The sequence below is a fragment of the Desulfosarcina ovata subsp. ovata genome, from assembly GCF_009689005.1.
Lineage (GTDB): Bacteria > Desulfobacterota > Desulfobacteria > Desulfobacterales > Desulfosarcinaceae > Desulfosarcina > Desulfosarcina ovata.
Map to the genome: position 1 here is coordinate 1,455,392 of NZ_AP021879.1, position 21,177 is coordinate 1,476,568.

Sequence of the window (21,177 nt, forward strand, 5' to 3'; positions counted from 1 at the left end):
CCGCGTCGGCACTGGTTCAGTTGAATAGGTGTTGTAAGTGCCAGAATATACATAAAATAGCTAGACAATAGAAGATAAAAAATGTACGGTAATCTACCCCAACCATGATGAGAAGGAGTAGATTATGCTGTTATTTACATGCAAATGTCCCAATTGTTCGTCTGAAAATATCCGGCATGACTATGTATATCGCACAATTTCTAACGGTGATAGGGAAATGTTTCTTTGTCAAGACTGCAAATATTCATTCTCAGAAACAAAAAACACCTTCCTGCAAGATATCAGAAAGCCTGTCAGTAAAATTTGGGAGGTCTTAAACGCCCGAACTGAGGGAACGTCACTCAATGCCACCTGCCGGATCTTTAATATCGCTAAAAACACCCTTCTTGCCTAGGAAAGAAAATTTTCCTATCTTTATAATACGTTATTGATCTATTCAATGGCGCATACGTTCATCCAGTCAGTCATCGAAGGTGATGAATTTTATACAAAAGTCAAAAAAAATGTTCCTCCTGAAGAATCTTCCGGATGGACTATTGTCCTCATGGATAGAGCCAGCCGTTTCATTTGGGAAATGAGCTGCGGTAAAAAGGACAGGTCCCTTTTTGAAAAAGCAATCAAAACCTTTGCGGAACTTGTCAACCAAACTGAAGACATAACCCTTCTGACAGATGGTGAACGTCGATATGGAAAAATTCTATTTGAAATATGCCACGAGCTTTTTCAAACTGGTATGCGTGGTCGTCCTCGAAAAGTGTTGAAAAAAGGAGTCACCGTCAGGGTAAAAAACAAAGGATCCCAAGCCCATAAGAAAGGACGCAAAAGACCAAAATACCAGACAACATGTCCTCAACACCCTGAGACCACAAACCATATTACAGATAAGGAAACACACGCCAACCACGTTGAAGCCAACAATGCTGCAATGCGCCGAAAATGTTCCGCCTATAGGAGAAAAACAAACACATATGCAAAATAAGAAACCGGTCTTCAACGCGTGTTGAACGTTTATTGGGTTGTCCATAACTTCCTCAGAGTTCACTTTACGACCAAAAAGGTGCCCGCTGTTAGTTTAGGAGTACTCGAATGCGAGACCACTCCAGAAGCACTTTTCAGTGCACAATATGTTTAACTATTCAAAATTATGACTAATTAATTGCCTATTCAACTGAACCAGTACCCGTTTAATGACATACTCCACCTGCATAGCAGGTGGTATCAGGAAGCCCCCTCAAAGGGGGCGAAAACCCGCCCCATAAACATCAAACACTGAGCCTTCAACATTAAACGTCGTATAGGGACTTCTCTCATCACAACTCCAATTCGCTCACATGCTCTGCATGGGAGCGTCAATGATTTCCATTTGACAGGTTTGGGTTCCCACGCTGAGCGTGGGAACCAGGCAAGGTAGACGAAACGATGACCAAGGTTTTTCCCCAAAAAATCTCGCCGGATCGGTCAAACCTTTCCGCGTCCACCACTAAAAGTGGTGGCTTAATGTCAGAGTTAAAAGCAAGGGAAAAACACAGAGGGAGCCTGTTAAACAGACAAAATGTGCATTGTACACACAGCATGCTCAGCACCATAAATGCCACCACCTGTAACATGTGTCATTGCGACTTTGGCATTTTCCACCTGATAATCACCGCACCTTCCCTTTAACTGGAGGTATGATTCAGCTATCTGCAAGGCCCCCGTCCCACCAACAGGGTGACCATTTGCAAGCAATCCACCTCTGGGGCTGAATACACATTCACCGCCATGGTCATTCTTACCCTCTCTTGCATAAACAAACCCTTCGCCTTTTTTGCAGAAACCCAAAGCCTCGTAATATAGTAGTTCACAGATTGCAAAGGCATCATGTATTTCACATAGATCAACGTCTTTCGGCCCTATTCCTGCCTCCTTGTAAAGCATATCGACAGCAAGTTCGGTTATGTCATCACCGGTTGAATCAACAGGACCAATATCAACAGGACCCGATATCGAGACAGAACCTGAAACCTTAACCGGCTTTGAAATTCCGAGCCTCTTCACCACATCCTCAGACGCAACTACAACAGCACCGGCACCGTCTGTAATACCACAGCACATATACAAAGTAATGGGATCAGCAATCATCCTTGATTCCAGCACTTCTTCCCTGGTCACCGGTTTGCGCATCCAGGCACGAGGGTTTTTGGAAGCATTTCTTCTCACTCTGACCACCACATCTGCGAGATCTTCCTTTGTACAATCGGTTTCATTCATATAAACTACTGCCCTTGAAGCATATTTTCCGGGCATGGGCATTCCATGCATACCCTCAATATTCGACACGTTAGGTGTAAAGGCCTGACCTGTCTGTCTATGCAAAGTAAGATTTTCCGCTCCGACTCCGATGGTAATATCACATTTTCCATATCTTACGTCTTGAACGGCGTGGTGAATTGCCAGTCCCCCGCTTGAACAGTAGCCCTCAACATTTGTTACAGGCAAATTTGCGCCGCACATACCAAGCTTGGCAAACATAGCCTGACCAACAGCATTTCCATTAAATGCATTTCCTACATAAGCTCCTTCTATATCGCTTGGCTTAACGCCGGAATCTTCAATCGCAGCTTTTGCTGCTATAGCACCCAGTAAATCAAAATCCTCTGTCAGTCTACCTGTTACAGAAGCATAACCTCCGATTATATACGCATCTCTCACGATTTTTCCTCCTGGTATTTTTGGCATCATTTTACTTAAACCCGTCTATAACAACCCATCATTCTCATTATGCAACTTTTTTAAACTTCCAGCTGATAATGTCCTCGCCCTTACTGTTCTTTCTGAGTGGTGCCGCAACGACTTCTACCTCATCGCCTATATGAAAGCCTTTAACCTCACCGTCAAATATTGTCGGTATTCTAATGCCGTCCGGCAGGTCCACATATCCCCAGACATATGGCGTGGCAAATCCAGGTGCACCTATATAAATATCTACACAGGTATAAATCTTCCCTGTTCTGCTCAAGGGAACAGCCTCCAAATCTTCACTCCAGCATTCAGGATCCATGCAATATTTTACAGTCGGAAACCACAGCTTGTTACATTTCTTACATTTCCATCCTTTTAGAAATGGGGGGCTGCCATCTTCCGGCACCTCAAAAATATCTTCATGAAAGAATGTAATCTCTTCTGCCTTTTTTTCTTCTTTTTTACCTTTTTCTTTTTCTGCCATCATAAACTCCCTTTTTAATAGTTAATGTTGCCGATAATTTTCATTTTCCTTTTCGAAAAAGAAAATGAACTACCCCGCAGCAGCGCTGCTATGTATCAAAAAGAATTTTAGTTTAACCCCGATGCAGAGCATCGAGGAATTCTTTTGATTAACTTTGACAGTCTCGTAAAAAGTCGAAATTCTCAAATTTCGACCTTGCAACCATTTGAAATCATTGGCTGGCAATTTGTAAAAATAGCATTTTGGGTACTTTTTACGAGTTCATCAACTTTCATTTATTCATTTTCTGTTTTCAAGTCCATGTGGTGATTCACCACCAGCAAATCTGTTATCAATTTCGCTGAGATGAATATTGTTTAAGTGCCTTAATATATAGAGGTGTTTCGTAAAACCGTTTGTATTTTCAATAGATAACGCACCATCACTTCAGCGTTGTGGATAACCAAGTATTGTAATTTATCAGTTTGTCGGCCTATGCGGAAACAATCAATGTATTCACCACCGTACAGTTTTATAGATAAGCATAACAATCGGATATGATGGCAAATAATAACTCTGAACATTTCCTTTGACTTATTCTACATTAAGGTCCTACGATTATCTCTTATAAAGTGGAGGCCTTATTATGACCGACTGCAAAACGATCTATAGAAAAGTCAAAGAACTTGTCAAATGCCTATACCCTGACCAATTGAACGGTAACCTCGCAAGAAACATGAACACGCTGACGGCCATGATTACGGGCATCATTATTGGTAAAGAAACCCAGTTGCCTCAAATTGCAGCCAACGTGCCTGAACCAATCAAACTACCCAGCACTGAAAAACGCTTCAAAAGACTGATCATTAATGAAAAGATAACCGAACAGACTTACTTCCTGCCGTTTGTAAAAAGTGTGTTGAGTACTCTCGGCCTCCAGGAAATGATCTTGGCCATTGACGGCAGCCTTGTCGGCCGAGGTTGTATCTGTTTGATGATCAGCTTGATCTACAAGCGCCGCGCATTGCCCATTGCTTTTGCGGTTTTTAAAGGCAAAAAGGGTCATCTGCCCGAAGATGCACATGTTGAACTAGTCAAAAAAAACTCAAGCCCTTGCTCCCCGAATCGACCCAACAGGTGGTATTCTTGGGCGATGGCGAATTTGATGGCACCACTCTCCAGCGGGCATTAAATGATTTCGGATGGAAGCATGTATCCAGAACGTCATCCAATATTACGCTCTACACCGGTGGTGAACCCTTGCAGATCGACACCCTTGCGGCCATGTTGCCAAAAGGCTGTTATAAAAGATTGCGAGATTGCAAAATCACGCATAAACAATACGGTCCTGTTAATGCTGTTGCCTGGTGGGGCGATGATCAAAAAGAGCCCTTATTCCTGGTTACCAATTTCTCATCCGGTTCGAAAGCTTGCGATTATTATTCAAAGCGCTTTACGATCGAAACGTTTTTCAGCGATCAGAAAAGCCGAGGCTTTAACATTGACAAAAGCCATCTATCGTGTCCGCAGCGGTTAACCCGACTGATGTACGCCAGTTGCTTGGCTTATTTATGGATCGTTTTTTTTGGGTATCTTGGCATTGGAAACCGGTTTGTATAAACGGATTCACCGATCTGATCGCTGCGACCTGAGTTTTTTCCAACTCGGCCTCAGGTTGCTGAACTACCTCGCCGTTCGTGGCTTGCCAATACCATTGCCGAGTATTCCGATTACTAGAGGTTAACGTTGCGCCAATCCAAGAAAACGATTTGATCTATAAGTATAATCTTCTATTTCAGCTGGTTGTAAAATGTGTACGGTAACAAATCAATGTATTATTTGTTTTTCGCACCACGAATTGGAGGGCGTTAGTCCCTGCCTTCGCGACAAAAGCTGATGAACAACCTATAATTCCTATTAACTGAGCTATATTCTAATACTGCATAGGATTTTAATGTCAAGCTTTTTTTAATTATAATGACGATGGATATTTTCTAAAATTATGTTTTATACCAATACCGTTCGGCATACATATTGCCGTAACATCTTGTTATTAAAATAAAAAATAGCGCTGGACAAAAAGATCGCTTTGTGTTTTAATCATGGTGGGTACAATTAATTAACCAGGAGGTCTCCATGAGCGAACACATCGACAAAAATGTTTTTCAAACAATTCTATCACCGGTGCTACCATTGATTGAGGTTAATCAAAATAGTCTCCATAATGATTTGGACACTTACAAGCTTTCATTATCATCGTTCACCACAAATTTGCTTTTTGGAATAATAACCAGAATTAAAAGCGTTGGACAAATCGTCACTGAGATCAAAACATCACCAACTGCTAAGGCATTAGGATTGGTCGTCGCATCGAAGTCTATGTATAATGAAGCGTTTAATCGTTATCCCCCAGAAATATTTAAAGATATATTCCATCAGTTGGTAAAAGAATTGGATTTGCATAAAATTCCGGAAATCAGTCATCTTGGAAAAATGCTAATTGTAGATGGTTCGCTTTTTCCGGCCATTTCCAATATGGCATGGGCTTGTTACAAGAAAACCGCTAATGCGATCAAAATGCATTTATCTTTTGAACTCAACCGAATGATTCCAACCGAATTTATCAGTACGGAAGGTAACTTTTCCGAAAAAGAATTTGTTAAGCAAATTCTTCGCGAAGGCATTACATATGTCTGTGATCGAGGCTATATCGCTTTCAATCTGTTCAAGCAGATATCCGACAGCAATGCATTTTTTATTATTCGCGGAAAGTCGAATATGACGTACACTGTAAAAGAGTGTCTCACTGCCACCGTACCGGATACATTCTTGAAATTTTTCAGTGACATCACAGATTCAAATATAATATTCAATAGCGATGAAAACAAAGCAAGTTATCGTATTGTTAGCTTTACGGCTATGGGCGAAAACTACATTTTGATCACAAACAGAAATGATTTGACAACTTACGAAATTATAATGCTTTACGCTTACAGGTGGCAAGTGGAACTTTTTTTTCGCTTCATAAAAAGAACCTTCAAGGGAATTCACTTAATGAGCCAATCTCCTCATGGCGTACAGATACAATTCTACTTGTATATGATTGCTTATCTATTGTTATTATCATTCAAACAAGATACGGAAATAATAAGCAGAGAAAATGAAAAAGATGAGCATGAATCTGAAGAAAATAATAAGAACGAAACCTTGCTAACTTCATCTTCATGCTCCAATTCAAATGCAAAAAGACCATATGTTTGCGGGTTAGTAACTCTTCTTGGAGAAAAATTAAAACAGTTTTATAAAATTGGTCTTCACTGGTTATTAGCAGTAAAAAATAATTTGTTAGAAATATTTGATGTGAATATCGCCAAAGTTATTGCTCAATACTCTTATCAATGAATGTGCCGAACAGTATTGGTTTTATACCGATAACTTTTCGTTATTTCGATATTTTTCTCATTTCAGCCTAACCAAATTTTCCGAAAATATATGTTGACCAATAACCTATTTAGTAATAAATAAGATTCAACTTTACGCAGTTTAAACATAATAACAAATTTTAACTACTTTCAATAAGACCTGCAATAGAGAGGGTTGTTGATCAATGTTCAGTTAGCCTAGGAGTTGCACTAGAACATGCTAAATAGAGATAACTATCTGAAAAATAATAAATATTATGGAACCAAGTTACCCGATGAACAGTTATCGATCACTTGCAATCACATGGCTAAGTTTGCGGTGCTTGCGCTCCACAACTATCGCTACCGCACTCTTAGGGCCTCGGAAATAAATAGATCCACACGCTTGCTTGTCTTTTGGCGCGCCTTGAAAGCGAACCAAACCTGACCTGTTTGTGTATCAGGATTCTTACGGGAAAGTTTTCGCCAATAACCTCTTTTGGTTGATTGCGTTTCCAATAATGACAAGGAAAAAGTGTACAAATTTCTGCGAAGATCGTGAACCCAAAACCGCTCGTGGCCTAAAGGTTCAGGATATGTGGTTGCAGCAACATCCGGTATACAGCCGAACCATACCCCTAATTAGGGCTACACTTCATGAACAATAGTAAAACGAAAAAGTCAATTATCCGAGCAGCCAGGGATGTCATCGCTGAAAAAGGCCTGAGGGATTCCACGATATCTGAAATAGCTAAAAAAGCAAATGTTGTTGATTCCATTATATATCACTACTTTAAAAATAAGGAAGATCTGCTTTTTTTTATGGTTGATCAAGAGATTAAAGCCATGAATCGAGAATTAAATTATCATTTTAAAGGAATTATTGGACCCATTTCAAAACTTGGTAAAATGATATGGTTTCATCTTTCTCTGAATGATACGCAAACTAAGGATTTGCGAATAATGAAATATTTGATGCTTGAAAGCCGGGGGTACAGTAATTTCTTCATTCATAAAGGATATCGGTCCTTAAAAGAATATACAAAAATTTTAAAAGATATTCTGATACAAGGGGTTAAAGAGAATTTTTTCCACGAAAATCTGAATACAAGTATAGTTCGGGACATGATTTTTGGATTGCTGGATGAAGAATCCATTAACTGTCTTGGATCAAAAGGTATTACTAAAACACTGCCTGATTTTGACAACATCATGGCATTGATCTTAAACATGATAATAAAAAGTGAAAAAACGTCACTTTCCCCTGATAATAAAAAGGCGGTAAAAATTCTATTGGCAGCACAAGCTATTTTTTCCGAAAAAGGCTTTTTCAATACCACGATGATGGAAATAGCTAAACTTGCTAAAGTATCAGAGGGAACAATTTATGAATATTATAAAAGTAAAAACGATCTGCTTTTCAGTATTCCAAGGGTATATATCGAAACGCAAGACGTTTTTTTAAAGAATGTGATAGACAATAAGGAGCCGTTAATAAAGCTCAAAAACTTCATTTACCATTATTTCTTCTTTTTTCTGACGAATCGTGAATTCTTAATAGTCTATCTGCGGGATATAAAACTTAACAGACAATATCTGTCCAGCGATTTACATCTTGAATTTATGCAACAATTTAGCTACCTGAATGACATTCTGGATGAAGGGAAAAAAAAGGGTGTTTTCAATTCTAATGTTAATAACAGGATTTTTATCAATCTTTTTGTCGGCACGTTTTCGCATTTGGCCACAAGATGGATAATTGTAAAAAAGGTGCACGCCATCGATATGATGGAAGAATTAAGCCAGGTTGTTAATCTTTTAAGTTTAGCGGTAAAGAAAAAGAATGAATTTTCCATGGCACAGGTAATAAGTACCTTTTCACGCCCTTGAAAGGCGCACACACCGCTCTTTTTGTTGTTAACTGCTGCCGTTTTGTTAAACAAGGAGGGTGTTTTATTGTCCGTCGCTTAGGACCTCGGAAATAAATGAACTACCCCGCAGGAGGGCATCGAGGAAATCTTTTTATTAAATCCGCGATGTTACTCGTCTTTTTGCCCGCGTTCTTCGTTGCGCCGATGGCTACATACAACCAGTATTAAACCATCGACGCGCCTTGCCTGATCTTATAAAACCAGGCGAACAAAAATCCGGCGTCATCTCCGTGGATTTTATTTTTTCCGAGGCCCTTATAATTCACTATCTTGGATAGTGGACCCTTCTTTTCTTTAATATCCACCAATGGGTGGATCTGAAACACCACGAGCCGCCGCTGACTTCATCAAATATCCTGGATATTTATGCCGTTTCTGCTTATCCAGCATCCTAATTTTCAGAAAATCTCATAAAATTAAAAGAAAAAGATTGACAATTCATTTGTACCATAGTTGAATATCTCTCAGTTATTGGTACAAATGTGGTTTGGTTATATTTTCCAGTTTCAGAAGAAGAAGGAAACGTCAGAAACAAAAAAGAAGGGGGATGTAGAATGGATGGTGTAGAAAACAAAGTAGCGGTAATTGCCGGCGGAACAGATCAGATAGGCCAGGCCATCAGTCTCGCTCTTGCTAATGGGGGCGCGAAGGTTGCCGTCTGTGATGTCAACCAAAAGCAGGTGGACAGCATCGTTGAAAAAATCAAGGAAAAAGGTCAGCAGGCAATCGGGTTGGCAATGGACCCTTCAAAACCTGAAAAGGTCAAAGAGGCGATTGACAAAATCAAGGCGGAGTTTGGTGTGATTGATATCCTCGTTAATAATGTCGACGATTCAGAAGGATGGGAGATCGCTGACGTGTTGGACGACCGTTGGAGAAAATCCGTTGATAAAAACTTAAACGCGGTTTTTTATTTCTGCCGGGAGATTATACCGGGAATGCGTAAAAATAAGTATGGACGGGTTGTCAATATAACAAGTATCGACTATCTTGGATGGTGCAAAGGAAAAGTGAATATCTCGGCTACAAAATCAGCAGTCTTCGGCCTGACAAGATCCTTGGCACTCGAAGGGGCGAAAGACAATGTGACGACTAACTGTGTAATCAAAGGTGATATCGCCGAGTCTGATCTACCGAAAGATAAATCAGAGAAAATGGCTTCACGTTTGCCTGTGAAAAGACTTGGCAAGACCGAGGACATAGCCAGAACAGTAGGCTTTTTTGCTTCACAGAAATCCAAATATATTACTGGCCAGATGTTATTTGCTTGTGGCGGGAAAAGCTTATATTCCTCTCTGTCCGTTTAACAAACCGTTATTAAATGTGCTTTGTGTTTAACATCTTCGTCATTTGGAGGTATAAGAAATGAGTATTAAAAATAGAGTCGCCCTGATAACAGGGTCGGGTAGTGGTATGGGAAAGCAAACTGCTATGAGAATGGCCGAAAAAGGCGCCAAGGTCGTTATCAATGATATTGTTGCCGAAAAAGTAAATGAAACGGTAACAGAATTTAAAGATATGGGATTCGATGTCATAGGAAAGGTTGCAGATATTTGTGATAAGACCTCCGTTGAAAACATGTTCAAAGAAACTGTCGATACTTTCGGAAGTATTGACATTCTGGTGAATAATGCAGGAATGGAACGGGCTGGCGCTTTAAGAAAACTCACTGAAGAAGACTGGAATATTACCATCAATGTCAATTTGAAGGGGACTTTCCTGTGCAGCCAGGCAGCTCATAATTACATGGTTGAAAAAACGCACGGCAGAATTATAAACATAGCATCACGTGCGTGGCTGGGTGGGCCCGGACAAGCCCCTTACTCTTCTGCGAAAGCAGGCGTGGTCGCTCTGACCAGGACGCTGGCTCTCGAACTCGGCAGAAAAGGCATTACCGCAAACTGTATTGCACCTGGTCTAATTCATACACCACTGTGGGATGAACTTCCAGAAAAAAACAGGAATTTTTTAATCAGTAAACAACCAACGGGAAATTTAGGTGAGGTGGATGATATCGCCTACGCAGTGCTTTTTCTCGCTGATGATGACACCAGTTTTGTTACCGGGCAGGTATTATATGTATGCGGTGGCAGAAGCCTTTTTTCAGGATGAAACATAGTAAACCACAATCTACGAAAGCCGTCTTGGAGTTTCCGTAGCTGAAATGAATATTGGTGAAAAAGAATGGGTGGGATTTAAAAAGGTAATCGGCGTTCCAGCCTGACCAGATTAATGAGCTACCTTGTAGCAGGGCCGCGGCGAGGTATCAAAAGGCATTTTCGTTTAACACCGATGCAGAGCATCAAGTAGTTCTTTTGATTAGAATTCAGCACGTTGTTGAAGATCAAGAAAAATAAGCAAGAAATTAATAAGGGCCTTGGAAAAAGTAAAATCCACAGAGGTGGCGCCGGTTTTTTGTTTGTGTTCAAGGCGTGTTGATGGTTTCATACTGGTTGTATATTACCGGCGACGCAACACAGAACACGGACAAAAAGACAAGTAAGATTGTGGGGTTATATTTCCGATGCCCTAAGTAAGTAGAAAATCTAACCACAGGTTAGAAGATGAACCAGCTAAGGAGAAAAAATGGATTTTTCGATATCTGAAGAGTACATGATGCTTAAGGAGGCGACGGCAGAATTTGTAAAACGCGAGATGTTGCCATTGGATAAAGTGCTTCTTGAGCGGGAACTATCTTTGTGGACCGAACCGGGCCCATTGATCCCTCAGGAAGACCATGATAGGCTAATGCAAAAAACAAAAGAGCTCGGCTTTTGGGGACTGGAAGTCGAAGAGAAATTCGGCGGACAAGGCCTTGGAATGCTAGCCAAGACACTGGTTGTAGAGGAGTTATCAAAGTCTTTGGTCGGGTTTTCTCATCACGGATTCACGCTGCCGCCTGATGCGCCCAATCTATATTATCTGCATGAGTGTTGTTCCGAAAACCAGAGAGAAAAATACTTTGAGCCCTATTGTAGCGCTAATCTTGATTCAGCCATGGCATGCTCTGAACCCGACGCTGGCTCCGACGTCAGCGGTTTGAAAACAACGGCGGTACGTAAGGGTGACAAGTGGGTGATAAACGGCGCAAAGATGTGGATTAGTAAATGTGACTATCCTGAAGTTTTTTTTATAGTGATCGCCGTTACAGACAAGGAAGCGTCATCTAAGAATAGATTTACGGCGTTCCTTATTGATCGCGAGACACCGGGTTTAAAAATTGGTCGTGAAATCCCTGTTATCGGCGCCATGCCGACATGGGACCTATTTCTGGAGGATGTAGAGGTTGGGGACGATGCCGTGCTTGGAGAAGTCGGTCAGGCATTCATACCATTGCAGAATCGCTTCGGGGTGCGCAGAATTGAAATTGCGGCCCATTGTACCGGAATGGCCGAGAGATTAATTCAGATGATGATAGATCAGGCTAATACCCGGATTACATTCGGAAAGCCACTGGCAGCGCGCCAAACGGTCCAGAACTGGATTGCAGATTCAACAATAGAACTGGAAAGCGTTCGCTGGCCGCTCTATTACGCAGCCTGGAAGTCCGATCAGGGCTACAAAGACCTGCGTATTGAAGGGTCATCCATAAAAGTGGCTGCAACCGAGATGCTGACTAAAGTGGCCGATAGAGCGATACAGGCCCATGGCGGTCTTGGTCTTTCACATGAACTTGGGATTGAGTATGCTGCTCGTATGGTCAGATTGTGGCGGATTCTCGAGGGCCCCTCGGAAATTCATAGAATGGCTGTTGCAAGGACATTGCTTAGGGAGAAAAAACCATATAATCCGTTTTTATTAAAAAAGGAGGGATAAATAAGCCAAACCCGGAGAGTTTTAATTGTGATGTTTACATAATCAAAATCGGAGAAAAAAATGGGTGTTGATTTCAAGAAAGAAAACCATGTCGCCTATATTACGTTGAACAGACCGGAAGCAATGAATTCTTTGGATCCCGAATCAATGGATCAATTGGTTGATATTTGGAGCACGGTCAAAAATGATCCTGACATTCGAGTGGCGGTGCTAACCGGTACCGGTCAGAAAGCATTCTCCACCGGGACGGATATGAAGAAAACGCCGCCCCCGAAAGAGTGCATGGCGTCAATCTATTTGCGAGACGGACAGCCGATCATTCCCCACATGAAAATGTGGAAACCCATCATTGCAGCAATAAACGGTTATGCCGTCGGTGGCGGACTCGAAATGGCCTTGGCATGCGATTTGAGGATAGCAAGTTCCAACGCCAAGTTTGGATTGACAGAAGTCAAAGTGGCCAGCCTCGCCGGACTGAATGGGACCCAGTGTTTACCGCGAGCCATTCCACTATCAGTTGCCATGAAGATGATGTTAACCGGTGATTTGATCGATGCTCAAGAAGCACTCAGAATCGGTCTCGTTAGCGATATAGTCGAGCCTGATGAATTGATAGGCTTGGCCAGAAAATATGCCGAGAAAATTGCAAACAACGCACCGCTCAGCGTTAAGGCCGTTAAGCAGGCAGTTGTTATGGGGATGGATTTACCGTTGGACCACGGCCTTGCCTTCGCCCATTTGTTATGGGGTGTTTTACGAGATACCGAGGACCGCAAGGAAGGGTTTCAGGCTTTTGCAGAAAAGCGGGCACCTGAATACAAGGGCAAATAGCAGGATTTGTTCACTGTGCTTCGGTCCTCTTTTATGTTTGGCCAGAACGAAGACATGCAACGTTCTATCCGTCTTCAAACAGGAGGTTATCCAATGCATATCGTTGTATTGGCAAAAGTCGTCCCGGATTACGAAGTCCCTGCCGGTGATTTTGAACTGACAAATAGTCGCGCCCACGCTCGGTACAAGCGGATGATGGGTCTCTATGATGAGAATGCAATCGAATCGGGCGTACAACTAAAAGAAAAATATTCCTCATCGCTTACCATTGTATCTTATGGAATCAAGGGAGATATCCAGATTTTGAGAAAAGCAGTGGCCATGGGTGGTGAAAAGCTCAGCCTTGTCGTGGGAAATTCAGATGATCCTCACATAATAGCCGCCAATCTTAAAATGGCCATCGACAAACTGGAAGATGTTGATTTGGTACTGGCAGGCCAGCAATCGGCGGATATGGACAGAGGTATTGTCCATGGCATGCTGGCCGAGATGCTCGGTTTTACTTTTATCCCTCAGGTTGCCAAAATCGAACAGGATGGTGACCAATGGAAAGTTATTCAAAACACCGAAAGCGGATCCAGTGAACTTAAATGTGGTGGGAAAGCTGTATTATCGATTACCAGCGTTCCGGAAAACGTTCCTCGAATTCCAGTGGTCAGATCAATTTTTGCAGCCAAAAAAAAGCCTGTGGATACGCTATCAGAAATCGAAGGCGATGCGATGCTCATCGATGAAGTTTTGGTTAATATTCCAAAAATGGAATCTGTGTGTGAATTCCTGCCGGCGGAAGATGACATGGCGGAAACCGCTAAAATTTTGCTGAGTAAATTGAGGGAGGAACGGCTCATATGAGAACCCTGATTGTTGAAATGATCGAGCCAAAGAGGCTTGGTGAACTGGTAACAGTGAGCAGGGAATTTTGTGAACAGCCTGATATTGTTGCCGTGGGAACTGGGCAAATCCCCGGTTCATTTGCCAAAGCATACCAGGTGGAGGATACCGTCGCTGCAAATTTGGTTTCAGATCTTGCTTCATTGATCGTGAATGAGGGTTATGAAGTTATCTTATTGACCGCTTCAACCCTTGGTTCCGGGATTGCGGCCCCGCTTTCCGTTAAACTATCAGCGCCGGTAGTTTCAGAAGTGATCAGAATCCAGCCGGATCTTGTTGTTGAAAGGCCCTTGTATGGGGGAAAAGCGGTGGCATCCTATAAGCTCAACAAAATGCCCGCCATATTGACCATCCGGCGGAAATATTTTGAAGCAGCCGATTTGCAGGGATTTACTGATTCATCGTTGCTCTCCATTACTGAAAAAAAAGTCGAGTTGATCGCCGAAAAGGAAGAAAAAACGGAGGGAATTCCCCTTGAGGATGCGGAAGTCATAGTATCCGGAGGCAGGGGAATCGGTACAGCGGAAAATTTTTCCATACTCCAGGATCTGGCCGATCTTCTCAATGGCGCCGTTGGAGCATCCAGAGGCGCCGTTGACGAAGGATGGGCGCAGCCGACACAGCAGGTTGGACAAACTGGCAAAATTGTGGCCCCTAGTGTTTATTTTGCGCTGGGTATATCCGGAGCCAGCCAGCATCTGGCAGGCATTGCAAACGCCAAATGTGTTGTTGCCATCAATAAGGATGAAGAGGCCAATATCTTCAAACGTGCGAGATTCGGAATTGTCAGCGATTATAAAAAAATTGTGCCTGTTCTGATCGAAACCCTCAAAGAGGAAGCTTAAATGGGACGTATACCTTATTGGAACATCAATCTGGGTATTCTCATTGATGCGTTCGCGGTGCCGATGATCGTCATTTTTGTCTATGGGATGTATGGACATTGGAAACGCATACGCCAGGGCAAGGTCAGGATCAATCCGGATTTATCAAAATCTGCTGGAAAAATCGGCCCGGTTTATATTTACGCCCTGCTTACAAAAGGAATCCTGGGAACCCGGATATACAAAAAAATCTACACCGGGGTTGCCCATGGGGGGCTGTTCTGGGGAATGGTTATTCTGTTACTGGGAACCATTTTGGTATTTTTAAACGTGCTGTTCGGTTTACCCGTTTTCCGCGGCGGATTTAACCGCTGGTTTATGTCATTTGCACTTGATTTAGCCGGGATTGCCGTTATTTGCGGTATTCTTTTTTTCCTGTTTAGAAGATTGGTATTTCCTCCTGAAAGGTTGACCGAGCCAAAAGCCCGAACAGGATTTTCGCCGATCGTTTTACTGCTCGGGGTGGTTATCCTTACCGGTTTCGTGGTGGAAGGCGGTAGAATCGCCTGCAACGGGATCGACAACGGATCCTTTATCGGCAATTATCTGTCGATGATGTTCGGCAAGACCGATGCGTGGCTTACCGTGCACCGTTATATGTGGTGGATCCATGGTCTTCTTGCGCTTGGTTTTCTGGCTTATATCCCATACTCGCCACTGGTGCATCTGGTTCTGGTACCCGTAAATGCGGCGCTGGCCGATCCGATGCCGGGCACAAAAATGGGCCTCATTGATTTTTCCTCCTTTGAGGACGAGGAGAGTGAGGAGATGCCTGTACTGGGCGCTGCCACATTGGCAGATTTCAGCCAAAAAAGATTACTCGATTATTCAACCTGCCTGTGGTGTGGTCGATGTCATGAGGTTTGTCCGGCGGCACAAACCGGAAAACCATTGTCACCCAAGGGTGTCATCATTACGCTCGCCGAATCCTTACAAGATGGTCACGTGGAAGATGATTCTTTAATTGATTCATTGACCAGTGAAGCACTTTTTTGCTGTACAACCTGTGCCGCCTGCATGGAGGCATGTCCGGCCCTGATTAATCAGCCCAAAACGATCATGAAGTTCAGGCAAAATCTCGTCATGGAGCGCTCCGAAATTCCCGAAATGATGGGCAAGGCCAACAGCAGTCTGGAACTTCGGGGCCATCCGTTTTTTGGTACCGGCGCCGGTCCGAGAGATTGGTGTAAAGATCTGAATGTTCCGGTTTTCGAAGAGGGAAAAACTGAATATTTACTGTGGATCGGCTGTTCAGTTACCTATGAAGAACGCGCCCAACAGATTGCCGGATCGATGGTGAAGATATTATCACATGCTGGTACCTCATTCGGAATTCTTGAGGATTTCCGCTGTACAGGGGATCCTGCCAAGCAGATGGGCAACGAATTCCTGTTTGCAGAACTCGCTCAGCAGAATATTGAAGATTTTTCAGATATGGGTATAAAAAAGATCATTACCATGTGCCCGCATTGCTATAACAGTTTCACCCGCCACTATCCGAAGCTGGGAGGCAATTACCAGGTTATTCCGCATTCGCTGTTTCTAAAATCGCTGTTAAAAGCCGGCCGGTTGCGCCTTAACAGAGAATCAAAAACGATATGTTATCATGATCCCTGCTATCTTGGACGGCGCAACGCCATCTACGATGAACCGCGCGACGTGGTCAATTCAATGGGGAAATTGGTGGAAATGGCGCGTAATCGTAACGAAAGCTTCTGCTGCGGCGGTGGCGGCGGAAACTACTGGGCTGAAGAGGTGGGAACCAGGATTAACCAGGTGAGAGCCAAAGAGGCCCTCGATACGGGGGCTGACTTTATCGCAACATCCTGTCCGTTCTGTCTTCTCATGTTGACCGATGGCGCCAAAAAGTTTACCGAAGATCAGAAGATATTCGATATCGCCGAACTGGTCGCGCTGCAACTCGAGGAAAGATAAGCCCCGATCTCTTTACGCGACACGTTCGGTTCAATGACTTGCCTGGGATAAAAGCAAGGGGAGAAAATGGTTGATTATGATGTTGTCGTAATCGGCAGCGGTCCTGCGGGTTCCGTGGCGGCAAAAACCCTGGTGGATGCGGGATTGAAAGTTGTCATGCTGGAGCAGAAGAAATTACCCCGCTACAAGATGTGCACAGGCATGCTGTTCCCGGGAGCCCAGGCTTTTTTGGCTGAACGCTATGGAGAAATTCCGGATCGTATATTGTCCCTTCCCAACAAGTGGTACGGGTATAAAATATTCCCGACAGAAGATACTGCGGCGGATGAATGCATGAAAGTATTTTTCCCCATAGCGCCACTTTCGGAACCCGGTTTACCTCAGGGGATTGTTAATACATGGCGGGATCGTCTCGACTACTGGCTGACGGAAAGATCAGGAGCCGAGGTAAAAGATGAATGTGATTTTAAAAGCTTCTCTATTGAAGATGATATCATTACAGTCAATGCTGTTTTAAAAGAAAATGCCCCTGTCGGGTTCAGAACTAAATTCATGATTGGCGCTGATGGTGCATCATCGAAAGTACGGGGTGTACTTTTTCCTCAATTCGATAAAAAAATTTCATGGTTTCCATGTTATGAACAGTGGTATCATGGAACAATAGACTTTGATCCTGAATGGTTATATGGATTTCTTGACCCTAAGTTCACGGGATTATATTCATGCATATATAAAAAGGACGATTTCCTTCTTCAGGTAACATGCGGCAGAGAAGGACAAAGCATAAAACAATTGCACAACAATTTTTATCATTACCTTAAGAAGGTCCACAACCTTAACGTAAAGGAAATAGTTAAAGAGCATGGCGTTAGAATAAACGATATGGGTCCTATAGGCGCATTCTGTTTAGGTAAAGATAATATCCTGGCCGCCGGTGATGCCGGTGGCTTTGTTTATCCATTTGGAGAAGGTATTACAGGTGCGTTCATTTCAGGTGAAATTGCCGCTCAAGCAATTATTAAGAGTCTGGAAAGCAACGAAAAGGCGATTGATCATTATTCCGTTATGATTGAAAAGGAGGTCAATAGAACGAAAGCGGCGCATACTTTTGCAGGTAAAACGGGAATGGATGTGTTCCAGGAAAAGGAGCAAAAATGAAAAACAGGGTATTTATTCGATCAACTTACCGTTTTTTGATCATTACGCTGGGACTGGGGATTTTACTCTTCATTAGCGGGTCGATTCAAGCCGAAGCCACCCAAAAAATTAAACTGAGCCTGTCAAGCAATCTGTCACCCGCCAGTTGTTTAGAGCTGGCAGCCGATAAATTCAAGGACATTGTTGAAAAAAAGAGCAATGGCAACATCACTATTATCCGTTACCCTTCCGGTGAGCTATACGATTCAAAAAGCGAAATCGAGGCTATCGTGAATGGCAGCGTTGACATGGCATTATTACATGTGGCTTATGTTGGTGCAAGATCACCGGCGCTTGAGTTTATCAGTTCATTCGGAGCACAGGGGTGCTGGGATGATTATGAGCATTTTTACAGATTTCTGGATATGCCTGAGGTATGCAAGATTGCAGCCAACGAGTTTAAAAACCAATTAAACGCCAAGCTCCTGGCACCCGTGTCTTATGGCACTTCGGTGGTCGGCACTAATAAAAAAACGATTCATACAGTGGCCGACTATAAAAATTTGAAGATGAGAACAGGTGGATCCGCACAGGCAGCCATGTATAAGGCACTTGGTGCCATACCCGTCGAATTAAGCATAAAAGAGGTTTTTATGGCACTTCAAAGAGGGACTATCGATGGCGTCTGTACAGGTCCCAGCCGGTTTTATTTTTCAAAAATGTATGAGGCCGCACCCTATATTATTCAGGATTACACCAGCCCCTTTCTTCAATTCTGGTTTGCGATGAACATGAATAAATGGCAAAAACTATCACTCGAAAACCAAAATATTCTGAAAGATTCCGCTCAGGAAATTGCGCTATGGACCCGGAACTATGTTACCAAGGAAACAGAACAGATATTTCAGAAATTTAAAAACGGGCTTATAAAAGAGATGAATTTTTTATCCAATGATGAAAGAGCCAGGTTGAAAAAGCTTGTCTATCCGGCGATGCATGAATTTACAGTCCGGAGATGCGGTAAAAATATGGGCGAAAAATTGTGGGGTTATATGATTCAGGCCAGAAATAAATAATCCAGTCTTATCCGCAATGATAAAACACATGCGACCATCCAACTCAAATTTTCATTCTATCCACGCTAATATTATCGATTGTCTTTCACTTAGTTTTGGAACCGTCGCCGGTTTTTCCATGCTCTTTGTGAGCGCTTTTGCTACTTACGAAGTCATAATGCGCCGAATTTTCAATAAACCGACAACGTGGGTGTTTGAGGTTTCACTTTTTATCATGATGTGGTTCGTTCTGCTGGCGGCATCCTATTCATCAAGGGAAAAAAGACAAATCGTTGCTGATATTCTTGTTTCCAGGTTGCCTAAATATTCCAGCTTGGTTCTTGGAATCGCAGCCAATATTGTCGTTTTAGCATTTACCGTAATTGTCGGGTATTATGGATCCCATACCTGCCTGGATGCCTATCAGAATCATATCACAAGCTTCGGGCTGTTAGAATACCCAAAATGGATTTTATATCTTGTCTTCCCCCTGACCATGGGTTTACTTTTTTTACAAGTGCTTCGAAACAGCTTACTGGATATTAAATTCCTATCCTCTCTGAAAAAAGAAACTGATGCTCATGAAACTGCTCCAATAAAACTCCTTTTCGGTTTTACGGTTGCCATCGGAATCGGTATATATTTTATGTATGTCGCGCCTTTTGCAGGTATTGTCATGCTGGTTCTTTGTTTTATATCTGGTGGCGTCCCTGTAGGCGTTGCTTTGGGTATGACCGGAATAATAGGTATGTTCACCAATTTCGGGGAATTCCAAAGCTTGACTATGGTGCCTGTCATAATTGAAAAGACTCTGTATAATTTTATTCTGCTGGCTATTCCCCTTTTTATCATGGGTGGTGTAATTTTAGCCAGGTGCGGTATTGGAGAGCGAATTTACGATATGGTAAGTAAATGGAGCGGATCAATCCCCGGCGGGCTTTCAATGGCTACTATTGTTGCCTGTGCACTGGTCTCAGCAATGATCGGTGTTAGTACGGCTGTAGCAGGCGCGATTGGATTAATCGCCATCCCCCAACTACTCGCTCATGGATACACAAAAGAGCTTTCATATGGAAGTGTCGCCGGTGGTGCACTTGGAGTTCTCATTCCTCCCAGTGCCGGGCTGATTGTTTATGGTTTTTTAACAAATTCGTCTGTTGCCTCGTTATTTGCCGCTGCATTCATTCCCGCTGCCATACTTATCGGTTTTTTTGTTATTTATGTTTTTTTTGTAAGTATCCTTTCTGGAAACTACAAAAGGGTCTCTTTTACATGGGCGCAAAAAATAACCGCAACCCAAAAGGCTTTTCTGGGCCTATTGGCCCCTGGTATTGTTTTAGGCGGTATTTATACCGGTACCTTTACACCTACAGAAGCTGCAGCTGTTTTTGTCGTATATTGCCTTGTCACGGCAATTATCTACAAACAAATTGACTGGAAAATTTTTATTGGTATTCTAAAAGAGAGTGCAATATTAGGGTCTTCACTCATGATGATAATAATTGGTGCGATGATATTAAGCAATCTGGTTGCCCATCTGAGAATCCCCAGGCTACTTACCGAATGGATTGTTGCATCAGGATTTTCCCCTTCGATAGTGATTGCCTGTCTGCTTGCCATGTATGTTATTCTGGGGATGTTTCTGGACGGCCTTGCCATAACAGTACTCACAATTCCAGTAATCTATCCATTAATGCCTGTTCTGGGACTCAATGTTGTTGTATTCGGGGTCGTTTTAATGGTGATTATTGAAATGGCGTTGATAACTCCGCCAGTCGGCTTAAACCTTTTTATTGTTCAAGCCATTACAAAAGATAATATCTTGACCATCGCAAAAGGTAATCTTCCTTTTGCCGCCATGATGTTCATGGTTGCCATTATCCTGCTTTTTTATCCTAAGATATCGCTCTGGCTTCCTGAATTACTTTCTATAGGATAACCCATTTTGCAACCTATTGGGTCGGCAACTAAAAATCAGATAATAGGGCCTTGATCATCGTTTCGGCCAATAGCCTGTAGGCAACACATTGTCGATTAGTTTTATCCTGATTATATCATATTATATTCAATATGTTATCCATTACAAGCCAAAATCGCCTTTGGGAAAGGTTC

The 21,177-nt window shown here is 42.7% G+C and carries 16 protein-coding genes and 1 pseudogene; 15 read left to right on the forward strand and 2 right to left on the reverse strand.

From position 1 onward, the window contains the following. Positions 1 to 124: 124 nt before the first annotated feature. Positions 125 to 1,132 (forward strand): annotated as a pseudogene (locus GN112_RS06445) (transposase). Positions 1,133 to 1,539: 407 nt separating this feature from the next. Here the strand turns inward: GN112_RS06445 and GN112_RS06450 are convergent. Further along, on the reverse strand, positions 1,540 to 2,691 hold the full coding sequence (locus tag GN112_RS06450) for a thiolase family protein (protein ID WP_231716949.1): 1,152 nt from the start codon (positions 2,689 to 2,691) through the stop codon (positions 1,540 to 1,542). 67 nt (positions 2,692 to 2,758) lie between these two features. Continuing rightward, positions 2,759 to 3,205 (reverse strand): Zn-ribbon domain-containing OB-fold protein, encoded by a 447-nt coding sequence (locus GN112_RS06455; RefSeq protein WP_174247657.1) that lies wholly within the window; start codon positions 3,203 to 3,205, stop codon positions 2,759 to 2,761. 625 nt (positions 3,206 to 3,830) lie between these two features. Between GN112_RS06455 and GN112_RS06460 the strand changes: the two genes are divergently transcribed. The 14 genes from GN112_RS06460 to GN112_RS06525 all read left to right on the forward strand — a co-directional run bounded on the left by GN112_RS06460 (position 3,831) and on the right by GN112_RS06525 (position 21,004). Next, on the forward strand, positions 3,831 to 4,376 hold the full coding sequence (locus tag GN112_RS06460) for a hypothetical protein (protein WP_155309472.1): 546 nt from the start codon (positions 3,831 to 3,833) through the stop codon (positions 4,374 to 4,376). Beyond that, a complete protein-coding gene (locus tag GN112_RS06465) occupies positions 4,331 to 4,804 on the forward strand; it encodes a transposase (protein ID WP_162458809.1) in 474 nt (157 codons plus the stop codon). The genes GN112_RS06460 and GN112_RS06465 overlap by 46 nt, the downstream gene beginning before the upstream one ends. Before the next feature lie 516 nt (positions 4,805 to 5,320). Next, positions 5,321 to 6,586 carry an IS4 family transposase gene (locus GN112_RS06470; protein ID WP_155308364.1) on the forward strand — a complete coding sequence of 422 codons (1,266 nt, stop codon included), beginning with the start codon at positions 5,321 to 5,323 and terminating at the stop codon, positions 6,584 to 6,586. A gap of 656 nt (positions 6,587 to 7,242) precedes the next feature. After that, positions 7,243 to 8,475: a TetR/AcrR family transcriptional regulator gene (locus GN112_RS06475; RefSeq protein ID WP_155309474.1), complete on the forward strand. Its 1,233-nt coding sequence runs from the start codon at positions 7,243 to 7,245 to the stop codon at positions 8,473 to 8,475. 595 nt (positions 8,476 to 9,070) lie between these two features. Next, positions 9,071 to 9,823, forward strand: coding sequence for an SDR family NAD(P)-dependent oxidoreductase (locus GN112_RS06480; protein WP_155309475.1), 753 nt, complete (start codon positions 9,071 to 9,073; stop codon positions 9,821 to 9,823). A 58-nt stretch (positions 9,824 to 9,881) separates the two neighbouring features. After that, positions 9,882 to 10,628 carry an SDR family NAD(P)-dependent oxidoreductase gene (locus tag GN112_RS06485; protein WP_155309476.1) on the forward strand — a complete coding sequence of 249 codons (747 nt, stop codon included), beginning with the start codon at positions 9,882 to 9,884 and terminating at the stop codon, positions 10,626 to 10,628. Between the two features lie 474 nt (positions 10,629 to 11,102). Further along, on the forward strand, positions 11,103 to 12,332 hold the full coding sequence (locus GN112_RS06490) for an acyl-CoA dehydrogenase family protein (protein ID WP_155309477.1): 1,230 nt from the start codon (positions 11,103 to 11,105) through the stop codon (positions 12,330 to 12,332). A gap of 60 nt (positions 12,333 to 12,392) precedes the next feature. Beyond that, positions 12,393 to 13,163: an enoyl-CoA hydratase/isomerase family protein gene (locus tag GN112_RS06495; protein WP_155309478.1), complete on the forward strand. Its 771-nt coding sequence runs from the start codon at positions 12,393 to 12,395 to the stop codon at positions 13,161 to 13,163. A gap of 93 nt (positions 13,164 to 13,256) precedes the next feature. Beyond that, a complete protein-coding gene (locus tag GN112_RS06500; RefSeq protein ID WP_155309479.1) occupies positions 13,257 to 14,015 on the forward strand; it encodes an electron transfer flavoprotein subunit beta/FixA family protein in 759 nt (252 codons plus the stop codon). Next, positions 14,012 to 14,899 carry an electron transfer flavoprotein subunit alpha/FixB family protein gene (locus GN112_RS06505; RefSeq protein ID WP_155309480.1) on the forward strand — a complete coding sequence of 296 codons (888 nt, stop codon included), beginning with the start codon at positions 14,012 to 14,014 and terminating at the stop codon, positions 14,897 to 14,899. The genes GN112_RS06500 and GN112_RS06505 overlap by 4 nt, the downstream gene beginning before the upstream one ends. Next, positions 14,900 to 16,873, forward strand: a complete 1,974-nt coding sequence (locus GN112_RS06510) for a heterodisulfide reductase-related iron-sulfur binding cluster (protein WP_155309481.1) — start codon at positions 14,900 to 14,902, stop codon at positions 16,871 to 16,873. Positions 16,874 to 16,939: 66 nt separating this feature from the next. Then, a complete protein-coding gene (locus GN112_RS06515) occupies positions 16,940 to 18,031 on the forward strand; it encodes an NAD(P)/FAD-dependent oxidoreductase (protein WP_155309482.1) in 1,092 nt (363 codons plus the stop codon). Continuing rightward, positions 18,028 to 19,086 carry a TRAP transporter substrate-binding protein gene (locus GN112_RS06520; RefSeq protein WP_155309483.1) on the forward strand — a complete coding sequence of 353 codons (1,059 nt, stop codon included), beginning with the start codon at positions 18,028 to 18,030 and terminating at the stop codon, positions 19,084 to 19,086. The genes GN112_RS06515 and GN112_RS06520 overlap by 4 nt, the downstream gene beginning before the upstream one ends. A gap of 28 nt (positions 19,087 to 19,114) precedes the next feature. Then, the gene (locus GN112_RS06525; RefSeq protein ID WP_162458810.1) at positions 19,115 to 21,004 is read left to right on the forward strand and encodes a TRAP transporter large permease; all 1,890 of its coding nucleotides are present in this window, start codon (positions 19,115 to 19,117) and stop codon (positions 21,002 to 21,004) included. The last annotated feature ends 173 nt before the right edge of the window (positions 21,005 to 21,177 follow it).